Annotated in this window: 18 protein-coding genes and 1 pseudogene; 9 read left to right on the top strand and 10 right to left on the bottom strand. The window is 36.7% G+C overall.

All coding sequences use genetic code 11. The annotated features are described in order from the left end of the window. Positions 1–49: 49 nt before the first annotated feature. Complete coding sequence (gene glnA / locus DWQ18_00395) at positions 50–1,510, top strand: type I glutamate--ammonia ligase (protein ID RDJ34444.1); 1,461 nt, start codon at positions 50–52, stop codon at positions 1,508–1,510. Here glnA and DWQ18_00400 read toward each other — a convergent pair whose 3' ends face one another. Together DWQ18_00400 and DWQ18_00405 are read right to left on the bottom strand one after the other, a co-directional pair. Then, positions 1,511–1,789 (bottom strand): hypothetical protein, encoded by a 279-nt coding sequence (locus DWQ18_00400; protein ID RDJ34445.1) that lies wholly within the window; start codon positions 1,787–1,789, stop codon positions 1,511–1,513. It lies immediately after the preceding gene. A 54-nt stretch (positions 1,790–1,843) separates the two neighbouring features. Further along, positions 1,844–3,541 carry a thermosome subunit gene (locus tag DWQ18_00405; GenBank protein ID RDJ34446.1) on the bottom strand — a complete coding sequence of 566 codons (1,698 nt, stop codon included), beginning with the start codon at positions 3,539–3,541 and terminating at the stop codon, positions 1,844–1,846. Between the two features lie 101 nt (positions 3,542–3,642). Between DWQ18_00405 and DWQ18_00410 the strand changes: the two genes are divergently transcribed. Further along, positions 3,643–4,965 (top strand): serine hydroxymethyltransferase, encoded by a 1,323-nt coding sequence (locus DWQ18_00410; GenBank protein ID RDJ34447.1) that lies wholly within the window; start codon positions 3,643–3,645, stop codon positions 4,963–4,965. Here DWQ18_00410 and DWQ18_00415 read toward each other — a convergent pair. Together DWQ18_00415 and DWQ18_00420 are read right to left on the bottom strand one after the other, a co-directional pair. After that, the gene (locus tag DWQ18_00415; protein RDJ34448.1) at positions 4,962–8,342 is read right to left on the bottom strand and encodes a DNA polymerase II large subunit; all 3,381 of its coding nucleotides are present in this window, start codon (positions 8,340–8,342) and stop codon (positions 4,962–4,964) included. The two genes, DWQ18_00410 and DWQ18_00415, sit on opposite strands and share 4 nt — an antisense overlap. 8 nt (positions 8,343–8,350) lie before the next feature. Then, on the bottom strand, positions 8,351–9,106 hold the full coding sequence (locus DWQ18_00420; protein RDJ34449.1) for a geranylgeranylglyceryl/heptaprenylglyceryl phosphate synthase: 756 nt from the start codon (positions 9,104–9,106) through the stop codon (positions 8,351–8,353). Positions 9,107–9,170: 64 nt separating this feature from the next. On the opposite strand from DWQ18_00420, the gene DWQ18_00425 reads away from it, so the two are divergent. The 3 genes from DWQ18_00425 (at position 9,171) to DWQ18_00435 (ending at position 10,535) form a co-directional block, all read left to right on the top strand. Further along, on the top strand, positions 9,171–9,533 hold the full coding sequence (locus tag DWQ18_00425) for a hypothetical protein (protein ID RDJ34450.1): 363 nt from the start codon (positions 9,171–9,173) through the stop codon (positions 9,531–9,533). A gap of 128 nt (positions 9,534–9,661) precedes the next feature. Then, positions 9,662–10,249 (top strand): MarR family transcriptional regulator, encoded by a 588-nt coding sequence (locus DWQ18_00430; protein ID RDJ34451.1) that lies wholly within the window; start codon positions 9,662–9,664, stop codon positions 10,247–10,249. 115 nt (positions 10,250–10,364) lie between these two features. Then, positions 10,365–10,535: an AbrB/MazE/SpoVT family DNA-binding domain-containing protein gene (locus DWQ18_00435; GenBank protein RDJ34452.1), complete on the top strand. Its 171-nt coding sequence runs from the start codon at positions 10,365–10,367 to the stop codon at positions 10,533–10,535. Here the strand turns inward: DWQ18_00435 and DWQ18_00440 are convergent. Continuing rightward, complete coding sequence (locus tag DWQ18_00440) at positions 10,532–10,921, bottom strand: hypothetical protein (protein ID RDJ34453.1); 390 nt, start codon at positions 10,919–10,921, stop codon at positions 10,532–10,534. The genes DWQ18_00435 and DWQ18_00440 overlap by 4 nt on opposite strands. Positions 10,922–11,459: 538 nt before the next feature. Here DWQ18_00440 and DWQ18_00445 point away from each other — a divergent pair. After that, entirely contained in the window at positions 11,460–12,674 is a 1,215-nt protein-coding gene (locus DWQ18_00445; GenBank protein RDJ34658.1) for an AAA family ATPase, read from the top strand. On the opposite strand, the pseudogene DWQ18_00450 reads toward DWQ18_00445, so the two are convergent. Beyond that, positions 12,654–14,091 (bottom strand): annotated as a pseudogene (locus DWQ18_00450) (DNA-directed DNA polymerase II small subunit). The gene DWQ18_00445 and the pseudogene DWQ18_00450 sit on opposite strands and share 21 nt — an antisense overlap. Before the next feature lie 87 nt (positions 14,092–14,178). Between DWQ18_00450 and DWQ18_00455 the strand changes: the two are divergent. Together DWQ18_00455 and DWQ18_00460 are read left to right on the top strand one after the other, a co-directional pair. Further along, on the top strand, positions 14,179–14,712 hold the full coding sequence (locus DWQ18_00455) for a stage II sporulation protein M (GenBank protein ID RDJ34454.1): 534 nt from the start codon (positions 14,179–14,181) through the stop codon (positions 14,710–14,712). 79 nt (positions 14,713–14,791) lie between these two features. Next, entirely contained in the window at positions 14,792–15,781 is a 990-nt protein-coding gene (locus DWQ18_00460) for a hypothetical protein (protein ID RDJ34455.1), read from the top strand. A gap of 2 nt (positions 15,782–15,783) precedes the next feature. Here the strand turns inward: DWQ18_00460 and cbiE are convergent, their stop codons facing one another. Next, the gene (gene cbiE, locus DWQ18_00465; protein ID RDJ34456.1) at positions 15,784–16,497 is read right to left on the bottom strand and encodes a precorrin-6y C5,15-methyltransferase (decarboxylating) subunit CbiE; all 714 of its coding nucleotides are present in this window, start codon (positions 16,495–16,497) and stop codon (positions 15,784–15,786) included. Next, positions 16,498–16,989: a hypothetical protein gene (locus DWQ18_00470; protein ID RDJ34457.1), complete on the bottom strand. Its 492-nt coding sequence runs from the start codon at positions 16,987–16,989 to the stop codon at positions 16,498–16,500. A 76-nt stretch (positions 16,990–17,065) separates the two neighbouring features. Between DWQ18_00470 and DWQ18_00475 the strand changes: the two genes are divergently transcribed. Continuing rightward, positions 17,066–18,598 (top strand): peptidylprolyl isomerase, encoded by a 1,533-nt coding sequence (locus DWQ18_00475; protein ID RDJ34458.1) that lies wholly within the window; start codon positions 17,066–17,068, stop codon positions 18,596–18,598. A 1-nt stretch (position 18,599) separates the two neighbouring features. Here DWQ18_00475 and DWQ18_00480 read toward each other — a convergent pair whose 3' ends face one another. Then, the gene (locus tag DWQ18_00480; protein ID RDJ34459.1) at positions 18,600–19,952 is read right to left on the bottom strand and encodes an NAD(P)/FAD-dependent oxidoreductase; all 1,353 of its coding nucleotides are present in this window, start codon (positions 19,950–19,952) and stop codon (positions 18,600–18,602) included. Between the two features lie 69 nt (positions 19,953–20,021). Further along, positions 20,022–20,681, bottom strand: coding sequence for an ACT domain-containing protein (locus tag DWQ18_00485; GenBank protein RDJ34460.1), 660 nt, complete (start codon positions 20,679–20,681; stop codon positions 20,022–20,024). Positions 20,682–20,738: the final 57 nt, after the last annotated feature.

Here is a 20,738-nt window from a genome sequence, read left to right on the forward strand (position 1 = left end):
CCTAACTCTTAAATGGGCGGATGTATTTGTGTAGCTGTTAGGAACTAAATTGCCGTATAAAGTTAGCCACGGAAAAGCGATCCAGATTAAATATTCTCCTGACGAGGTCTTTTCAAAAATTCAGCATGAAGACATCAAGTTTATTGATTTACAGTTTACAAGTTTGATGGGCAGATTCCACCATACAACAATTTCGGCAAATACCTTTACTCCTGAACAGATGCAAGATGGATTACCCAAGCTTGATGGTTCTTCAATTGTGGGTTTTACTAGCATAGATGATTCAGATTTAATTTTAAAACCAGACCCAAATACCTATGCTGTTATCCCTTGGATGACAGAGAACAAGACAGCAAGGTTACTGTGTGATGTTTACTGGGGAGAAGATAGAGGAAGATTATCAAGAGACCCAAGAGGTATTGCACAAAATGCTGAAGCGTATCTAAAGACTCAGGGTTATGATTATAGTGCATGGGGTCCTGAAGTGGAATTTTTTGTATTTGATAAAATTCACTGGGATGTTCTTACACCATACAAAGGCCAATCGTACTCAATTGAATCAGTTGAAGCTCCTTGGAGTCAGGAAGGAACAGGCTATCCAATGGGGTTACAAGAGGGATATTATCCAAGTACCCCTTCAGACACACTTACGCCATTTAGAAACGAATGTGTAAATGTACTAAACGAGAATTTTGGTATTTTATGTGACAATCATCACCACGAAGTTGCAACAGCAGGTCAATGTGAGATTGACATTCGATATGACTATTTGACAAATGCAGCTGATGCAACGCAATCATACAAATTCATAATCAGAAACATAGCAAAGAAATTCGGCAAGGTTGCAACAATGATGCCAAAACCCATTTCAATGGATTCTGGTTCTGGTATGCACTCAAATGTCAGTTTATGGAAAGATAAGAAGAACATCTTCTTTGATGCAGATGAAGAAGATGAGCTAAGTCAAGCTGGAAGATACTTTTGTGGTGGAATTTTAGAACACGCAAGAGCTCTTTGTGCAATTACAAATCCTACTACAAACTCTTACCACAGATTGGTTCCAGGATACGAAGCTCCAGTTTACATTGCATGGAGTGGAAGTAATCGTTCTGCAATAGTTAGAATTCCAAAACATTTCAAGGGTGCAGGATACTCATATCTAAAGCGATTAGAGTATAGAGCACCTGATCCATCAGCAAACCCCTATCTTGTATTTTCTGCTGTATTAGCTGCTGGTCTTGATGGATTAAAGAAGAAGAAAGAACCGGGAGATCAGGTTAAAGAAGATATTTTCAAGATGACAAAAGCTGAGCGCATAAAGAGAGGAATCGGTGTGCTCCCAGCTAATTTAGGTGAAGCATTAGATGAGTTGGAGAGTGATAGAAAGTTCCTTACTCCTATTTTCACTAATGATGTCATTGATAAGATAATCGAGTTGGAGAGAAGAGACCACAAAGAGATCTCAATTAGGCCTCACCCACACGAATTCTATTTGTATTTTGATGTATAGTTAGGCTCTTCCAGTCAACTGAAAAATGTAAGTAAGTGATATTGCAATTAAACCAAATCCTCCTCCAAGATAAATTCCTCTCCTCTTATCTGAAGTCGCAGCTTTGTACACTAGTACTCCGCCTGCAAGACCTACAAAAAGAACCAAGACACCGATAATAACACTGTCAAAGGGAGCTCCAGTAATCAAAGGATGGAAAAATCCCGACAATAATGCAAAGAAGATTGCAAGGTAGACATACTTGATTCCAGTTATTGTACGAGAAGCAGTCTTGCTCAATAGTTTTCGTAAATTATGTCATCAAATAAACTTTTGAGAATTCCTAATTGGAATCTACATCATTCCGCCCATATCAGGCATTCCACCCATTCCAGGTGGCATTCCTCCCATTCCACCCATTCCAGGTGGCATTCCGCCTTCAGCGCCAGGTGGAGGTCCGGCAGATTTTGTTGTGGATACAACATCATCGATTCTTAGAATCATACAAGCAGCTTCTGATGCAGCAGATACAATTTGATTTTTAACAGAAAGTGGTTCGATAATATCACTGGATTTCATATTAGCAATCTTTCCTTTCATTACATCAATGCCAGTCCATTTTTCTCCTTTAAGTTGTCTTGAACGCAATGCGGTTAGGGTATCAATTGGATCCATTCCTGCATTTTCAGAAAGTGTTAATGGAATTGCTTCTAATGCGTCTGCAAATTTTTCGACTGCTAATTGTTCTCTACCTTCAAGAGATTTTGACCAGTTTCGTAGTTTAGTTGCTGCATATGTTTCAGGTGCACCACCACCAGCGACAATTGATGGTTCTTCCATTACGTCTTTTACTACCATGACAGCATCATGTACTGATCTGTCAACTTCATCAACAACTCTTTGAGAACCGCCTCTTAGTAAGAGGGTAACAGCTTTTGGATGTTTACATCCCTCAATGAAGACCCAACGATCCTCTTCGATCTTTCTCTCTTCTACAGTTTCTGCTGTTCCAAGATCTTTCTCAAATAGGTCATCTAAGTTAGTAACAATTCTGGCACCTGTTGCTTTTGCGAGTTTAGTAAGATCACTTTCCTTAATTCTTCTAACAGCTAAAACTCCTGCTTTAGCAAGATAGTGTTGTGCCATATCATCAATGCCTTTTTGACATAGAACTGCGTTTGCACCAGAGGCAATAACTTTGTCAACCATATTTTTCAGCATTCTGTTTTCTTCATCCAAAAATGCTTTCATTTGTTGAGGGTTTGAAATGTTAATCTTGGCATCAGTCTCAGTCTTGCTGATTTCAAGTGCAGTGTTGATTAGTGCAATTTTTGCATCAGTAACTTTCTTTGGCATTTGACCATGAACTACTTCTTTATCCAATACAATACCTTGTATCAGGGCAGAGTCTCCAATAGATCCTCCAGCCTTCTTTTCAACTTTAATATCATCAATATCTACAGAGTATGACTCGCCTTCTTTTTCAGCAACTGCCAAGACTGCTTTTACAATCATATCAGCGAGTAAATCAGAATCTTTTCTAACAAGTTTAGTTTGCATTGATGTTTTTGCAATTTTGTTTAGTATGTTTTTATCATTAGAGGAAACTTTGTCAGCGATTTCTTGCAAGTAATGTTTTGCTTTCTTTGCTGCCTTTCGATATCCATCAACAATAATTGTTGGATGAACGTCTTGAAGAACTAGAGATTCTGCACTCTCCAACAGAGCTCCTGCCAAGACAACTGCTGATGTGGTACCGTCTCCAACCTCATTATCAGTAGATTTTGAAATTTCAACCAGCATCTTTGCTGCTGGGTGCTGGACATCAATCTCTTTGAGAATTGTTGCGCCGTCATTTGTAATTGTAACATCACCTAGAGAATCTACTAACATCTTGTCCATTCCACGTGGACCCAAACTTGAGCGGACTAGTTCTGAGACAATTTTGCATGCTTGAATGTTATTTTTTTGAGCCTCACGACCTTTGGTTTCAGATGCGCCATCCTTTAACAGGACTACTGGCATGTTTCCTTTTGCAATTTGTCCACTCATGGCCCAAAGACCTCATATTCCCTTTTTATACGTTGTTTAGATCAGCAGACATTCAAAAAAATAATCGGTGTTTTTAAATTGGGAAAATAGTTTGCCAGAGCATGGCTGAGACTGCTAACAAAAAATCCTATAAGAAAATCTTCTCACAATTAAAAGACCATAACAAGTGGTTTGAGAACTCCATTCCACTTATTGCTAGTGAGAATGTTCCAAGTCCAGCAGTAAGGGAGGCCATAATATCGGACTTTGGGAATAGATATGCAGAAGGCTGGCCAGGAGAGCGAGTTTATGCTGGATGTATCTACATTGACGAAGTCGAATTTGAATGCATGAAGCTTGCAAAGAAGCTTTTCAAAGCCGAATTTGCCGATGTTAGAGCTATTTCTGGAGTAGTTGCAAATCTTGCAATATACTCTGCATTTACAAATCCTGGAGATGTAATGCTTGCTCCATCAATTCCTGCAGGTGGCCATATCTCTCACGGAAAGAAAGAGCACTCTGGTACTGCAGGTTTAGTTCATGGTTTAGAAATTGAGTTTTATCCATTTGATGCCGAAGAGATGACTATTGATGTTGATAAAACAAAACAAAAGGTGGAAGAGCTAAAAAAATCAGGACGACTTCCAAAGATGGCAATGTTTGGAGGCTCATTGTTTTTGTTTCCTCATCCGGTAAAGGAATTAGCTGAGTTTCTTAAAGGACATGGTATGCATGTTAATTATGATGCAGCACACGTAGCAGGTTTGATTGCTGGTGGAGAATTTCAAGATCCTTTACGAGAGGGAGCTGATACCATGACAATGAGTACTCACAAGACATTATTTGGTCCCCAAGGAGGATTGGTCTTAGGTTCTGAAAAACATGGAGATGCAATCAAGAAAGCTACATTCCCAGGTCTAACAAGCAGCCATCACATTCATCACATGGCAGCTAAAGCAATTACATTTGCTGAGGCATTAGAGTTTGGAAAAGATTATGCTAAGGATGTGATAAAGAATGCAAAGATTCTTGCAGAATCACTTAGTGGATTTGGTTTTAAGGTTCTTGGTGAGAGTAGAGGTTTTACAAAATCTCACCAAATTGCTGTAAATGTTTTAGATTATTCAGATGGTGGAGAAGTTGAAGCTAATTTGGAAAAAGCAAACATAATTGTCAACAGACAATTAATTCCCGGAGACATTAAAGCTGGTAGAAACTATTTCCATCCTGGAGGAATTAGATTAGGAGTATCTGAGATTACGAGATTAGGAATGAAAGGTTCTGAAATGAAAGAGATTGCATCATTTATCAAACAGGTCGTTATTGACAAGAAAGATCCTAAGAAGATTTTACCCAAAGTAAAATCATTGAGAAAAGATTTCCAAAAGGTGCATTATTGTTTTGATAAAAAACTTGGTGCGTATGAATACGTAAAATTACGCTAGTTGTAATCGGTTAACAAAGCCTGATCTCCGTCACTTTTACCAAATACAAGCTCAATTTCATCAGATAATGCATGTATTCGTCCTCTTTGATAAACACTCACTTGGTATTTGTCAACTAGTCTTTTTGCAAGTTTTAGATATTTTTCAATGGATGCTCTCGTTATAGTCTGAATGACCTTGTTACCACAAATACAATGCTGTAGCAAAGGAGTTCTTCTGTAACTACGTCCACAAGCAGTACATCGAAAACTCTGTCTTGCGTAGGCTCTTAGATTTCCCATAATATCTGGCACCAAGTGTGTTGAAATTACGTTTGATACAATTTCAGTAGTATCCACTGCCTCAATGAGATCTGCATTTCGTATTTGCATGTCAAATTTATCTAGCATTGAACCAAGTGTTGAATATGCACTTCTTGATTTGCTTGTTGTTAAGCTAGAAGTGGAGTGGGTAAAATGATAGTTAAAGAATTGCTCTTCGGTATCAAGTCTTGATTTAATTATTTCAACAGAAGTGATGTTTGATGCTTTGGGATTATCCATGGTGGAATCAAAGAAAGTTTTTGGAAAATGTTTTACGACTTCCAAATTATGTGCTTGGGGTTGAGATTCATGTGGCAAAACTAGTGGTTGTATCAAAAGTGGAGCATCCATCAAGCCGCCAATTTTATCAGACAAAAATTGTCTTGAAAAATTAAGGAGACTGTCCATTAGTAACATGATTGAATCTGCATCACCATCTGCGTCTCTTCTTTTTGCAGAGTGCCAGTTAGGAGTACCAAAGCATACATGAGTCTCAGTGTATCCTATCACTCGCCCAACAATCCCTACAGATGTGTGAGGGGCAAGACCTATGATTAGATGTCCAATTAGTTCATCTGTGTTTTTTACATTGTAAAATCCTGCTCGGTTGTAAAATTTTTCGAGTTCTAAATCGATGTACTTGCAGGTATCAACTAAATATCGTCCACTTTCAAGTGGAATGATTACATCCTGCATCATCATCTCAACGATTTGATCTGAATCAGTCAATGGGTTACCATTAATGTCATGTGTGTATCCAAGCTCATTTAGCTTAGAAATGGATGTGCCAATCCAGGATGGTTTGAAGTGAGTCAAAGGGCAGTTTGTAGCATCGAATCGAATTGTGCCATCTTTAAAGACGGTCAGTCCAAGACTTTGCCTAATCAGTCCTTTTTCAAGTGGTTCTGCAATTCTGTCTTGATTGATGAGTTCTTTTACTCCTTTGAATGGCTCTTTTGCTCTAAGACCTGTCCTCTCTTGAGCGACTAAGAGTTTCTCCTTTAATGGAAATTCCTGATATGAGTACGCTAGGGTTTTTCTTTTACATTTTTCACAAAATTCTTCTGCGAGTTTTGATCTGCATACAGGACATACAAAAACGGTGGAGGTTTTGTTTCCGCATTTTTGGCAACGAATTCCAATTGATGGTTCGTTACAATCTTTGCAAAATCTGTTTGAGATCTTTGTGTAAAAATTGGGTGAGTTTATGGCCTTTAACAGATCTCTTGTGATTCCACCCCTCTCATTTACAGGAAATAGAGTATGTATAGGAGGTTTCATTTGTCGTGGTGCTGCTTTTTCAGGTCTTCCAATCCTCACTCCGATGGAAGTAGAAAACTTATTTCGAATTTGGATTCCAGATGACGTTGAAATTATTTTTGGGATTGGTGAGGATTCATCTGGTTCAATCTTATTTCTAAACAACAACGAAAAGAAAACTTCAGCTTCGGTTCCATCTAAAATTATTTTGTTGTTTTGAAGTTTATGTGGAACCCCAAGTTTCTCCAAAGTTTTTTTACAGGTTGACGAATAAACGATCTGATTGTCTAAAATTTCAAGTGGTTTTAGAACTTGTAGGAATTCATTGTTTGTTATCTGATCCCAATAAAAGAGATATTTTGGATGTAGTGGGATTTTGAATTGGATTGATAGCTCTAATGCTTCATCTAATGAGGGAGTTTCTTTGAGAAACTTTTCTAACCTGTCCTTATCAGATTCGTATTTTTTTATAATTTCTTTTAGTTCTTCATTCCAGTATTCTTCAACATATCCTGAGGGTACAAGTTGTGCGTTGTTTTCTAAGAAGTCTCCAAATGAAATTAATACGTCACCAAGATGAAGGATTTTTTCAATTTCGTTTTTGATTTGAATTCCATGTTGAATGTTTGAAATTTTTACTACATCACCGTTCTTTAAACGAACTATAGGTGTTTCAATGGAGTCAACAAATGCTACAGTAGCTCCCTTACCAGGCATGTCAATTTTTACTTGTGTGCCAACGGCAATAGTGTGATCTAAAATTTCAGCAATTACTGGATGAAATCCAATACATGCAAACCCCGTATTACATGCTCGTCCATATCTTAGCCTAAATCCTCCCAATCTGTTTGGCATGGATAGCACAGATCTTCCTGTAATGACTTCACGCATTCTTTTTGAGGCAGCATCTTCTTGACTGTCTCCAGTTTGGATAGCTCCCTTGAGATCATTAAGCCATTCCCAACCATCCAAGTTGTACTGCTCAATTCTTTTTACTAGTTTTTTTGCTCTACCAATTAATCCGTCATTTAGAACCCTAAGTGCACCGCCTCGAACCCTGTCTGTCTTGATTCTTACCATTCCTTTGTGATTTACTACTTCAAATGGATCCGTATCAACTCCATCAAGCTCAACTGGGAGATTTGAGATTACAGTTACAATATCTTCATCAAGAACATGAAATTGGAAACTGCTTGCTTCGCGTTCATAAATTCTTAATTCCTCTACAAATCTTCCAGTTTCGTCATCAAATGAATTTGCTTGGTATCTTGATAGGTTAGCTGCTTTTCTTACATGATCTGCTATAAGCATTGTAACAGCAGACTCTGTACCGCCAGCTGATCTCATCGGACCAGCTATAGATACCGAAAGATATTCTGTTCCATCTTTGTTTTTCTTTATTTTTACTTCAGAAATTCCTTGCAGTGGAGCTATTGTCACACCCTCTGTTACTATTGCCAGCCCTACCCTTACTGCAAGGTCCAGTCTCTCCTCAAGTGTAGAATCTGGTGGGAGGTATTTCCCAAGTGCTATCTCCTTTGAAAGTAAAAGTGCAGATAGTTCTTTACCATTTGTTTTTAGCAGTTCCCTTAGTGGCTCTGAAATATCAATATCGTGCATTTTTGCAACACGGTCTGCAAGGTCAAATGCAATTTTTGGCTCAATCATTCCAGAAGAATCAACTAGGGATGATTTTGCCAATGCTGCGCTTTCAAAAATTCTGTATGCTTCGTCTGATAGTTCAGAATAGTATTTCTGATAATTATGAGGCATTTTAAGGCCTTTAATGCGTAAAATTGCGTCGTTTTCTGACATTTAACGTCCTATTTTTTAGCAGTTTTCATTGCTTTTGAGATTTCGGTCAGCTTGCTTAGTTTGCCTCCTTTTTCCAACAAGGTCCCAATCACCAAAGCGTCTGCTCCTGCTTCGACCAAACTTTTGGCTGTTTTTGCATCTTTTATTCCTCCTCCAACGATAAGAAAACCGTTAAAGAGTTTCCTTACAGTTTTGACCATATCAGGTTGAACTGTCGTCTTTGCTCCTGACCCAGCTTCAAGATAAACAAAACGCATTCCAAGAAATTGTGCTGCAAGCGCATAGGCTGCAGCAATCTTTGGTTTTTCAAAGGGAATACCACGTGCAGAACCGACAAACCAGGCTGATGTGCCATCACCTATCACAAGATATGCTGTAGGAAGGGGTTCTAATCCAAATTTTAGTACGCTTGGAGCGCCTAATGCCTGGGCTTGGGTAATAAAATATGGGTTTTCAGAGTTCATTAATGAGCTAAACAAAATGGCGTCGGCCTCTGGGACAACACCAGTAACATTCCCAGGGAATAATATTATTGGAATTTTTATTGATTTTTTAATTGTCTTTACTACTTGAGACATTTCTATTTGATCAGTAGCGGAAGATCCTCCAACCAGTATGGCAGAAGCCCCTATCTTCTCTACCTGTTTTGCTAGGTTTGCTGAAGAGTTTTGATTAGAAATTTCTGAATCTATAAGTACGAATAGTAATGCTTTCTTTTTCTTTAATTCTGAATTTAGGTATGATTCTACCTTGATTTTGGTCATAACTCAGGTTTGATATGAGCTCTTTAAAGTTTAATTGGAATGCTGTATACAGATTTGTATAGCTTTGGCAGACATTGAAGAGTCTAAATTTAATAGAATTATTGAGCAAATTATCAAAAAATCATTGTTTACTGAGCGACAAATTGAAATTATTTTAAATCATAAGAATCTTCTAGAATCAGAGTTTAGAATTAGTAAAGGTGCGTATTATCGACAATTAGGCCAATCTAGGCAGAAATTAATAAGTTTCTACTATTCTATTGTGTTACTTCGTGGTTTAGGCATACTTCTTCCTGATGATATTGATGTGATGTCAAGACTAGCACAGCAGGTTTCTGTGATAAAAGATAGTGATGTTTTCCCAGAAAGAGAGGATGAAGTCATGATGGTGATAGACAGGCTCATTCGGCAGGCGTGTAGTGTGTGATTTCCAATCACCATTTAGTTTGATGTAGTAACGTATGATGTGATGATTTGTATGATGTGTAAGTTATCTATTTGGTGAAATTATGTTGTTCTATCACGATAAATCACAATCCACGCCTAAATTATGTGATGTTAGTAGAAATTCCTGATCCAGAAGTGATTTTGAGTGGAATTGTTGCATTTTTGGTAGGTTTGTTTGGGTTGTATTTGTATTATAAAATTAGACCATACGTAAATTTGAAGAAAAATACGCTTGATCCATCATATGTTGAACGTTTAGAGTACTATGAAAGGCAGTTAATTGACATGAAAATACGCATGGATGCTATTGATATGGAGTCATTAAGTGTAAAAATGCCTGAATCCTCTCCACAGATTAAGGATTTTAGTAAAAATACACAGCAAGATGTGCCTAAACCTGAGCCTGTAGTTGACATCAAGCCAGCCAGCCACCAAAAACAGGAAATTACGCCTAATTTACCACATGGTGATGTGACAGAATATGTCTTGAAGCTAATCACAAGCAAACCTATGACATCACGTGATATTCAAGTCACAATTGATAGGACTAGGGAACATACTTCTAGATTGATGAAGAAGTTATTTGATGATGGATATGTTGATCGTAACACCAACACAAAACCCTACACATATTCAATTACTCCAAAAGGTAAAGAGCGAATTAGTGTTCTGGAAAATAACCCAACTGTGGTATAGAGTTATCTGAATTTTGTTTTTTTGGGTTTTAGTAATGATTTTTAGTAATTTTTATTATAATTTATAATTTATACATTTTATAAAATTATATATATTATAAATTAATATTTAATTTATGGCTAGTGAAAATTACGAACATCATGAGATTTTAGTTAAGATTTCTTCGGCAGGGACGATATCTATACCTAAACAGTTTAGAAAATACATGGAGATGCAAAAGGGTGATTATGTTAAAGTGATTTTGGGTAGAGATAGGCTAATTGTAAGAAAGGTAATGATATCCTAAGTCCGTTCTTTTGAGAGTAGTTTTATGGTCTGATATGACCATTCTCTACCTGTTCTTGTACGCTCAATCCTGCCTTTCTGGGCAAACCTGGACAAATATGTTGAGATCACACTTAGTTTGATGGGCTCGTTATACTCGTCTTCGTATTTCTCTAGGATTGATGTTGATGTGAACTTGCCTATAGGGTAGTTTTTGTCTACAATATTCCATATTTTTGAGCCAACCGAGTCTAAATTTCGGGCTTCTTGACCTTCTTCAATATTCATCAAGTCCATCATTTCGAAGATTTTTAGGACTTTTTCTCTAGTTACATTTCCTTCAAGTTTGATATCATATCTTGCTCCTTCAGAGTCCTCCATATCAATACGAATACGTTTCTTAGCCATAGAGTGATCAATGAGGATCTGATGTTAACTCTTCAATAGATCCGGTCAGTTTTGTTAACTAAGTGGTTTGTTAACATTGACTGCCTAGCCCATGCCTAGGAGGTTTTTTGTTATTAACAATAGATAGCCTAAACAGCCTTAAGATATGTTTAATTTCACGCCTGGACTGGAAATAAAGGGGTAGTTTTTTGATATTAACAATGTTAACATCTATCTTCACGCCTAGAGTGGAAATAAAGGGGTCATTTAGCGTTCTTTTTGGATTTACTTAACATTTCATTAACTGATTGTTAACATGGAAAACCCACACACCGATATTTCCACTCTTTTTTTCTTTTAATTTTTTTTAAGAGAATCTAACTACTAACTATACTAGAATCCAATATCATTCTAAATTATCCACACTAGAAACAATGGTGTCTGAGTATCTTTATGGAAAATATATGCGATCAAAACTGGTCAATTGAAACGATCCTCAATGTTAAAAATAACAATAGGATCCATTGAAGAGTTAATGGATGAAAAAATGGATCCCGAGATGAGCGTGACTACATTAGACCCAATAGATAGAATGCTTGATGCAGCAGAAACCGGTAAATCATTAATTAAAAACCGAAACATTCTACATTTTACATACATTCCAAATGTAATTCATCATAGGGACTCTGAACAAGAAAAGGTCACCCAATCATTATTACCAATTTTAAAACAATCAAGACCATCAAATCTTCTAGTATATGGAAAACCAGGAACAGGAAAAACCCTAGTTGTTAGAAAGGTACTCTCAAAAATACAAGAAAGAGTTGAGAAGAGCAACTTTCCAATTAAACTAATTTACGCCAACTCAAAAGACGAAACAACACTCTATGGACTTTTAGTAAGTCTAGGAAGGCAACTAAACCTCTCCGAAAAAGAACTTCCTTCCACAGGCCTAGCAATTAGCGAAGTCTTCAAACGCCTCTTAAAAAACATCGAAGATGAAAAAATTAATGCGATATTTGTTGTAGATGAGATTGATTACCTAGCCCAACTGGTATCAAAAACAGGTAAAGACATCCTATACCAACTCACAAGAGCAAATGAGAGAATAAAGTCAGGCTCCCTTACACTAGTAGGCATTTCAAATGACCTTACTTTCAAAGAAACACTTGATCCTAGGGTGATTAGTAGCCTTGGTGAGGAAGAGGTAGTATTTACTAACTATTCTGTAGAACAACTAAACAAAATCTTAGAGGAGCGAATTAGAGAAGCCTTCTTGGATGACTCTATTGAGGAATCTGCACTCAACCTATGTGCTGCCATGGCAGGTAGAGAACACGGCGATGCAAGACGAGCAATTGATCTTCTTAGGGTTGCAGGGGAAATGGCTGAAAGAGAACAGGCCAAAAAAGTCACTGAAAAACACATCAGGGAAGCGTCCCAAAAAATTGAAGAAAACAAAGAGATCACGGCCCTAAAATCATACCCTTTACATGAAAAATTACTAATTATTGCAGTCATGAAGGCAAACGGAGCATCTACTGGCGAAATTTATTCAGCATACAAGGATCTCTGTAAAATTATCAGGCAAAAGGAACTAACACAAAGACGTGTTACCCAAATGCTCAGTGAAATAGAAATGTCTGGAATAATCACAGGTCGTATAGTGCACCAAGGAATTCATGGAAGAACAAAAAAATTCAAACTAACAATTCCCACCGATATGGTAAAACAAACATTCAGTGACGACCTATCACTGGAAGATATTATCTAACACTAAAATCCTTAGAATAAACCTTGAAGGTTTTCAAATTAAGAATGATTGCCAGCCCAGGCGTAGGTGTTATCCCAACACTTGATTGAAAAGGCGTTTGATTCTGCCATGTTCCCGAATTAATCATCAATACTCCACGGTATAGGTCCAAGTCGACTACATGTACGTGCCCCACATGGAAAACATCAGGCACTTCATCAATCACCATCATATCTTCTGACTCTGGGGCTATTGGGGTTTGACTTCCATAAACAGGACTCATATGCCTAGCCCTCAACAAGTGTTTCATTACATTTACCGGCTTGTCGTAACTTAATCCCGGAGTTACCTTCACAATATCATCAATACTCTGACCGTGAAACATCAATACTCTCACCCCGTTTAGCGATACCATAGATGGATTTCCTACCATGTGGAAATTTTGAGTCTCCCAAAAAGCTGAATTGTATTTTTTTGGAATAGCTGGCTGAGGAAGTGCCCGCCTTCCAGGATCGTGGTTTCCAGGCATTATTACAACATGAATGTTTTTTGGGATTTTTGATAAAAGATCATAGGTCTTTGATAGTTGGGATTCAATTGTTGGAAAATCCAATTCCTTGTCTTGGTTTGGATATATCCCAACACCATCAACCAAGTCCCCACCAATCAAAACAAAACGAGTTTTTCTTGCTATTGGGTCTGGACTCGATAACCATACGACAAAATCCTCAAACTCTTTTTCCATGAAATACTTACTTCCAATATGCAAATCAGAAAGAAAGACAGCGTACGTATCTGTCTCAGACCTGTTTGACGCCTTATCGGGAATATCGGGTAAAATCACATCTTTTATGATATATCCACCTTTTTTTGAGGCAGAGACCTTTAACATAACGTACTGATCTATTAGCAACACTTCAGAGACCTGCTGCAAGTCTTTATCAAAAACAATACCCTCTAGCACACCCGTGGGATCCTCCACTGTAATTCTAACAACACTTCTCTCTGATGATCTCTCAGTTACAAGCCCTGACACATACATATCATCCTCCGATTTTGTCGCAATTACTGAGGATATCGACTTTAACAACCTCGCCTCAGGCCTGTTTGATATTATTTTTTTAAGTTTTGCAAGACGGCTTGCAAACAACATGTTATACCCAGATACCCCTTCAGCTGATGTAATCTTTGAAGAAGGATCTGAAAGTATTCGAAACTCACTTTTTAGAGCAGCATCTTCTTTTATCCCTAAAAACATCTCCAAGTCATCCTGATTTATTAAAAATAATTTTTGCCGTGTCTTTTGCCTTACCACCTCTTTAATGACATGCTGCAGATCCTCAATCTGAACTCCCTCCAGAATTTTTAATGCATCAGGATGTATCTGGAATCCCTTGTTTAACGCGTAGTTTAATGCGAGTGAAACTTCTCTATTCAACATCAAAAAATCTATGACGTTTTAATTAAATCTGCGCACATTACACACCAACAGGCTCAAATAGTGTTTGAAAAATTTTTAGTTATTATGAAAAAACGAATATTACTATTTTTTATTTTTATGGCATTATTTTCAGGAGCATATCAACTAGGTTCTATGAGTGAAGTAAATGATGAGGAAGCACAAGCATTTTTAGAAGAATTTGAAGAGCTTGTAAAAGACATTGATTCTATTGGAATTTTTATACATAACACGTCTATTGCCTTACCAATGTTTATCCCTGGGTTTGGTGTGGGCTGGGGACTCTTCTCAGCGTGGTCTACAGGATACGCATTTGCATCAATTGTTGCAGTAACACCAATTCTTGCAGGAATGCCCCCATTAGCTCTTCTCTACTTGTCTCCATTTGGCATCATGGAATTAGTGGCTTATTCTCTGGGCATCTCTAGAAGCTACATCCTAATTCATGCCATAGTCAAAAAGAATCCTCTCTACCCAATAATGAAACCTACAATAATCGAGATTGGGATAATGATTGGACTTTTGTTAGCTGGAGGATTTTTAGAGTTTTACATGATAAGTCTGGTACAAGAAAGTGGATTTGAGCTACCAGGAATCTGATCATGTTTAGACTAACTATTGATTTAATCTAAAATAATTTAGTAGTAAATTATAAACCAAATTAGAACCATCATCAATAGTGAAACGTTTCATAATATTATCAATTATAGCATTTTCAGGATTATTACTAGGAGTAACCACTAATGAAGCCTCAGGGGCATTAGCATCTAACAATCCATTTGTCTTAGAAGGTTCAGGATATGCGGTAACTGATGATCAAATAAAAATTTCATTGATAAATTTTGATCTAACAACAGGTTCGATTGTAAACACCCGAGGTACAATAACAATTGATAATGGTTTTATCACAGTCAATGATGATGATTTCTCTATTGACAACTTACGTGGCACAGTTTTACGTGATGGAAGATTTCTAAGAATTTCAGGAACTGCCGATGGTTTAACCGGCGATGATTTATCATTCAGTCTATTTGGGAAACTAATTCAAGAAACTAACATTGGTTCAATCTACAGCTTTTCAGGAAAAGCAAGTATTGATGACGAAACATACAAAATAGTTTACACTTCACAACTCTCCAAGTTTACCGCAGTCAAAACCCCAACTACTGTAACACCCGAAAAACAAAACGAAATTACTATTAGGATCTTTAAAGGAGCATCAACTAAAGCAGTTGCAGCAAACTACATTGAAGCTCTTGGAAGTAAGAGTCTCTCTTCTGGACAAGGCTCACAACAATCATACATCTCAATGGATAGAATTACTATGAAACCAGGAACCACAATAAAATGGGTTAATGATGACACAGTGCCTCACAGAATCACAAGCGGTGAGGGATTAGGAAGTAATGCCAGAAGTGCACAATCAAATGTAAAAATTTGTGATGAAAGTACAAAATTAAAGGAAGGTTCTAGCTACAAACAATCTGATTGTACATTTACACTTGATGGAAGAATCGACACTGGAGCAATTGCACCTGGAGAATCATTTAGTGTAACAATCACCGAATCAGGATTTTACCGATTTGCTGATCCTGATTATTTATGGATTAACGGTGTGATCTATGCCTTTGAAAACATTGGAACAAACGTTCTTGGAAGTACAAAATAAAACTAATTCTTCCATTGCCATTTGTAGTTCATGTACGAATCTAACTCTGTTTGATTAAACACCATTACAGAAAGATCTGAAAATTCCTTCCCTAGCAAATCCCTAACTGTTCCAACAAAAGACGTTTCTTTTTCTGTAGTTAATGCTTCGAATACATGTACCTTTATTTTTGACGTATCAAATCCATTTCTTTCCAAATACAATGAAATCTCAGATGGCATGAAATGTTTTTCAGGCATCTTGGGCCACGGTCTTGGAACTAGAATCACACTAAATCCATCAATCAATGCTTTTTGGAGTTCTAATTTTTTCTCCTCAATGGATGATGTTACATGCATGGTGATTACCTTGGATTTATCAAGAGGAACTTTTGCTTTTGAAGCTGCTACCTGAATGGAGCTGATACCTGGTACAATCTCAACATCACCAAATATCTCAATTAACCTATCTACCACTTCTGATTCTGAAAAATTTACATCACCTGTAAATGGCACAACTAAATTTTTTCCTCGTAAATTTATAGCAATTTTTTGATAAACATCTTCTTGATTATTCATTGTAATTTCATGAACTTCCTTATCTACCAACAAGTCAGTAATTGTTTGTAGAGTGTATTTGTATCCCGCAATAACATCAGAGTTTTGAATAATTTTTTTTGCTACATCAGTAACATACTCTGAGGATCCCGGTCCGACACCAAGTGCATACACAGTCATTTATCTCGTGAGTCTCTGTCCATCTTTAATATATTCCACAAATGGAGCCCAATCAACATGCATGTATTTTGTTGGCTCTTTAACAGGATATTTTACCCAGTCTTGTGCAACTGAATACTGAAACTTTTCCTTCTTTCCATTTTTTTGGTATTCTAAATTCAAAACACTTCCCCATTCCTTTTCTTCAAAATTTATTTTTGAAATATCATCAAAGGCCAACTCTACATTTTTTTCATTCTTCAAATCTTCAACCAAATCTTTTTCATCATATCCATCATGTATATTCATAATATTTTTTGATTTTAATACCATCACTCCTTGTCTTTTTACTATGGCATCCCACCATCTCATTTTTGCTTGTGTCTTATGTACAAACATCAAATGTTTGTCAGTTAATACTAACATCCCTTCCCTACCTCCTATTGAAAGAAATTTTTTTGCCTCTCGCCAAACTGAAACAACATGAGCTCGAATCTTCTCATCTGAATCCATGTGGAAATTCCAATTTTACTTGATAAAAACTAATACGTCATTTGGCTTTTATTTGGGTTAGAACAGTTGTGGTCAAATGATTAAGAAAATTCTTCTTCTTAGCTTTGTGATAATTCTATTTAGTCATGCAAACCAATCATTTGCTGACAATGACAAATTGGTTATACTGCATACACAATCTGGAGATATTACAATTGAGTTCTTTCCAGAAGATGCACCAAACCACGTTGAGAACTTTATCAAATTAGCTGAAAGTGGATTCTATGATAGAACTGTATTTCACAGAGTGATTAAGGATTTTATGATTCAGGGGGGTGATCCAAAAACTACTCCTGGAGGATATCAATCCATTTCTGAGTGGGGTACTGGTGATCCTGGTTACTCCATTGATGCAGAATTTAATGACATTAAACACAACAGAGGCATTGTCTCAATGGCAAGAGCTATGGATCCAAACAGCGCAGGATCCCAATTTTTCATTGTTCATAAGGATTCAAACTTTCTTGACGGTCAGTATACTGTATTTGGAAGAATTGTGACACAAGAAAGTTTTGAAACACTAGATAAAATTGCCAATCTTGAGACCCCACCTGACGGTTCAATTCCATTTGACTGGGGCAAGGGGGAAATCTTAAGTGCAGAAGTTGTTGAAAGATCGGAAGTTCCAAATCTATTAACCCTTAGTGAGCCTGAGCGAACTACTGTAGAAAAAACTGAATCTGGGCCATACACGAATAAAAAACTGGGAATATCATTTATGGCACCAGAAGGATGGTTGCTCCAAGAACTACAAAAAACATCTCCTAATGTTCCTGACGTTGTAGCTGTTGGTCCAAAAATCAATGGAATGAGTGCAACTCTAACACTTTCTGTTGTCTATTCAGATGGAAGATCACTTGAAGAGAAAATTACTGAATCTAGAAACAATTTACAATCATCAATAGATGCAGGAGAGCTACAAATTATCAGTGAAAAAGAAGGAAAAATTCAAAACAAAGAATCATTCGTTACAGAAGCAATTGGAAAATTCGATGTAAAGAATTCAACAGTGAATGTAAAATTCCGAGAAATTGTTATTTCTACACCAGAAAAATTCTATACCTTTACCTATTCAAACTCTGAAGAAAACTTTGATAGATATTTAGAAGAATTTGAAACTACAGTTGGATCTTTTAAGATATTAAATGAACCAGAAAAAGAATCAAAATCAGCATATCAAGATTTTGGAGAAAATAACAAAGAAGGCGGAGGATGTCTTATCGCAACAGCAGCATTTGGATCTGAACTTGCTCCACAAGTGCAACAGCTACGAGAGGTAAGAGATAATGTTGTTCTAACCACTCATTCAGGTACTGTATTCATGACTGGATTTAACCAACTTTACTATTCCTTCTCACCCACAGTAGCAGACTATGAGCGAGAGAATTCTATATTCAAAGAGGCAGTAAAGCTTGCAATTACTCCAATGTTATCCACACTTTCTATTTTGAATTATGTTGATGTTGATTCTGAAGAAGAGATGCTAGGTTATGGAATTGGAATTATTATGCTAAATGCTGGAATTTACATTGTTGGACCAGCCATACTCATCTACAGAATAAGAAAATAATCTACCAAACATCATCAACTTCATCCAATTCTTTGTACTCTTTTTCTGGTGTTCTGGTAACTAACTTCATCCTTGAAATATCTCTATCAAAGAATAAATCGATCGTCCAATCTATTAGAACTCTTAATCTCTTATCTAATTTTGGAATTTTTGAGAGATACACATTTCTCCATAAGAGCCAAGCCCAAAAACCCGAAATGTTTGAACCAAGAAAAGATGCAATACCTGTCCTCTTACCAATAATTGCCATCTGGCCTTTTGATTTGTAAACAAATTTCTGTTTCTCTTTATTTTTAATCAGTGAATGTAAGTTAAAGGCAGCAGTCTTGGCCTGAGCTTCTGCAAGTTGCGCAGTTGGTGCAAATGGTCTGTTTGATTTAGGATCCATAAATAATGCACAATCCCCAATTGCAAATACTCCTGGAAAGTCACTTACTTCAAGAAAGTCATTAACAATTATCTTACCTTTATCTGTCTTAAACAACGATCTCTTAATGGTATTAACAGGTGTAACTCCTGCAGTCCATATCAAAGTGTTTGTTCTTATCACATCAATCTTTGGTTCATCATTGCTTGGTTCTTTTTCTAGTTTCTTTACAGTAACTTCTGTTCCATCAAAACTAGTAACTGCAGTGTTTAGTCGAATCTCAATACCATGTTTCAACAATTCATCATGAGAAAACTTTGCAAGCTGCTCACTAAACCCTGGTAATATTGCCGATAATGCTTCTAAGACGATCACACGGATATCTTCCTTGTGAATATTTGGATAATGTTTTCTTGCATCTAATAGTAAATCCAATAACTCTCCTGCAGTCTCTATTCCGGCAAAACCTCCACCAACAACAACAAACGTCAAAAGACTCTTTCTTAGTACGGGGTTTGTCTCATTTTCTGCTTGCTCAAGCATATCTATGACTCTGTTTCGCAATACCACTGCATCATTGAGTGTCTTCATAGTGTATGCATGTCGTTCAACATCGTTTAATCCAAAAAAGTTAGTTTGACTTCCTAATGCCACAACAAGAAAATCATAATGAATGGAAATACCTCTTTTCTCACTTGTTCCCCATAAAGTTACAAGCTTTCCATATGGATCAATATTTCGTATTCTTCCTTCGTAAAATGTAGTCTTTTCACAAATAGTTCTTATCGGCATAATGATATGTCTTGTTTCAATCATACCAGATGCCACTTGCGGCAACATCGGAGTAAATAACAGAAAGTTATCTTCACTAATTAGGACAATCTCAATCTCAGGATCATTTACAAAGTATTTTTCTAACTTTCTGGCACATTCTACTCCAGCAAAACCTCCTCCTAAAATTACAATTTTTTTTCTATTTTTAACCAATTACTAATCCTTCATTTTTGAGATTATTAGCTGTAATATTAAGAACTGGTATTAATTTGGCTAGTCAAACTATCTTGCGATCTCAGAACGAAGAATTTCATATGCTTTGGAGGCATCTTTTTCGTTCAAAATAATGACTATGTTCTCTTGGCCAAAAAAGGCATTTACTAATTCTATCCCATTATTATGGAGTCTTTCTGCAACATATGAAACCACATCAGATCTGTTTTCATTTCTTGGTACTGAGATCTTTATCTTGGCTAATCCAGTGCTAAACATGTCTTCACTTTGAGGAAATGAATCAAATAATCGTCGAATATCCTCAACATCCTCAGTCAAAAACCTAAAGGAATCTGCTAATCTGAAGAACTCATAATCAGATGTAATTTGAGAAAATTTTTCCAGAATTGATGAGGGATTATTTCCTAGATCATTGGTTCTAAATCTAATATCCATAATTCCATCTGTCAGTGATAATCTGGCATTTTTTAAAACCGACATTTCTTTTACATCATCTTTTGTATCAAAAGAATCTGCATATCGTTTAATTGCAACAACTATAGTGTTGAGATTAACACTTCCACCAAGCATTCTCTCAACTTCACTCTGAATCTTTACAGCTAATGCAGTATAGTTGATCACATCCATTTTCATGCAATCATAGATTGACCGATTGTGAGTGATTATCTCTCTGACTGCTTCAGGAACCGACATGTTTGCCGCACGCATACTAAATATTATATAATGTCAGTTATAATAGGATTTTGTAATAAATCTAACAATATT

The organism is Thermoproteota archaeon, assembly GCA_003352285.1.
Taxonomy (GTDB): domain Archaea; phylum Thermoproteota; class Nitrososphaeria; order Nitrososphaerales; family Nitrosopumilaceae; genus PXYB01.

Bases quoted from the DNA above. Each gene is read 5' to 3' on its own strand.
- DWQ18_00405 (RDJ34446.1), bottom strand. From the start codon at position 3,541: ATGAGTGGACAAATTGCAAAAGGAAACATGCCAGTAGTCCTGTTAAAG.
- DWQ18_00410 (RDJ34447.1), top strand. From the start codon at position 3,643: ATGGCTGAGACTGCTAACAAAAAATCCTATAAGAAAATCTTCTCACAA.
- DWQ18_00415 (RDJ34448.1), bottom strand. From the start codon at position 8,342: ATGTCAGAAAACGACGCAATTTTACGCATTAAAGGCCTTAAAATGCCT.
- DWQ18_00420 (RDJ34449.1), bottom strand. From the start codon at position 9,106: ATGACCAAAATCAAGGTAGAATCATACCTAAATTCAGAATTAAAGAAA.
- DWQ18_00430 (RDJ34451.1), top strand. From the start codon at position 9,662: ATGTTAGTAGAAATTCCTGATCCAGAAGTGATTTTGAGTGGAATTGTT.
- DWQ18_00435 (RDJ34452.1), top strand. From the start codon at position 10,365: ATGGCTAGTGAAAATTACGAACATCATGAGATTTTAGTTAAGATTTCT.
- DWQ18_00440 (RDJ34453.1), bottom strand. From the start codon at position 10,921: ATGGCTAAGAAACGTATTCGTATTGATATGGAGGACTCTGAAGGAGCA.
- DWQ18_00445 (RDJ34658.1), top strand. From the start codon at position 11,460: ATGAGCGTGACTACATTAGACCCAATAGATAGAATGCTTGATGCAGCA.
- DWQ18_00455 (RDJ34454.1), top strand. From the start codon at position 14,179: ATGAAAAAACGAATATTACTATTTTTTATTTTTATGGCATTATTTTCA.
- cbiE (RDJ34456.1), bottom strand. From the start codon at position 16,497: ATGACTGTGTATGCACTTGGTGTCGGACCGGGATCCTCAGAGTATGTT.
- DWQ18_00470 (RDJ34457.1), bottom strand. From the start codon at position 16,989: ATGGATTCAGATGAGAAGATTCGAGCTCATGTTGTTTCAGTTTGGCGA.
- DWQ18_00475 (RDJ34458.1), top strand. From the start codon at position 17,066: ATGATTAAGAAAATTCTTCTTCTTAGCTTTGTGATAATTCTATTTAGT.
- DWQ18_00485 (RDJ34460.1), bottom strand. From the start codon at position 20,681: ATGCGTGCGGCAAACATGTCGGTTCCTGAAGCAGTCAGAGAGATAATC.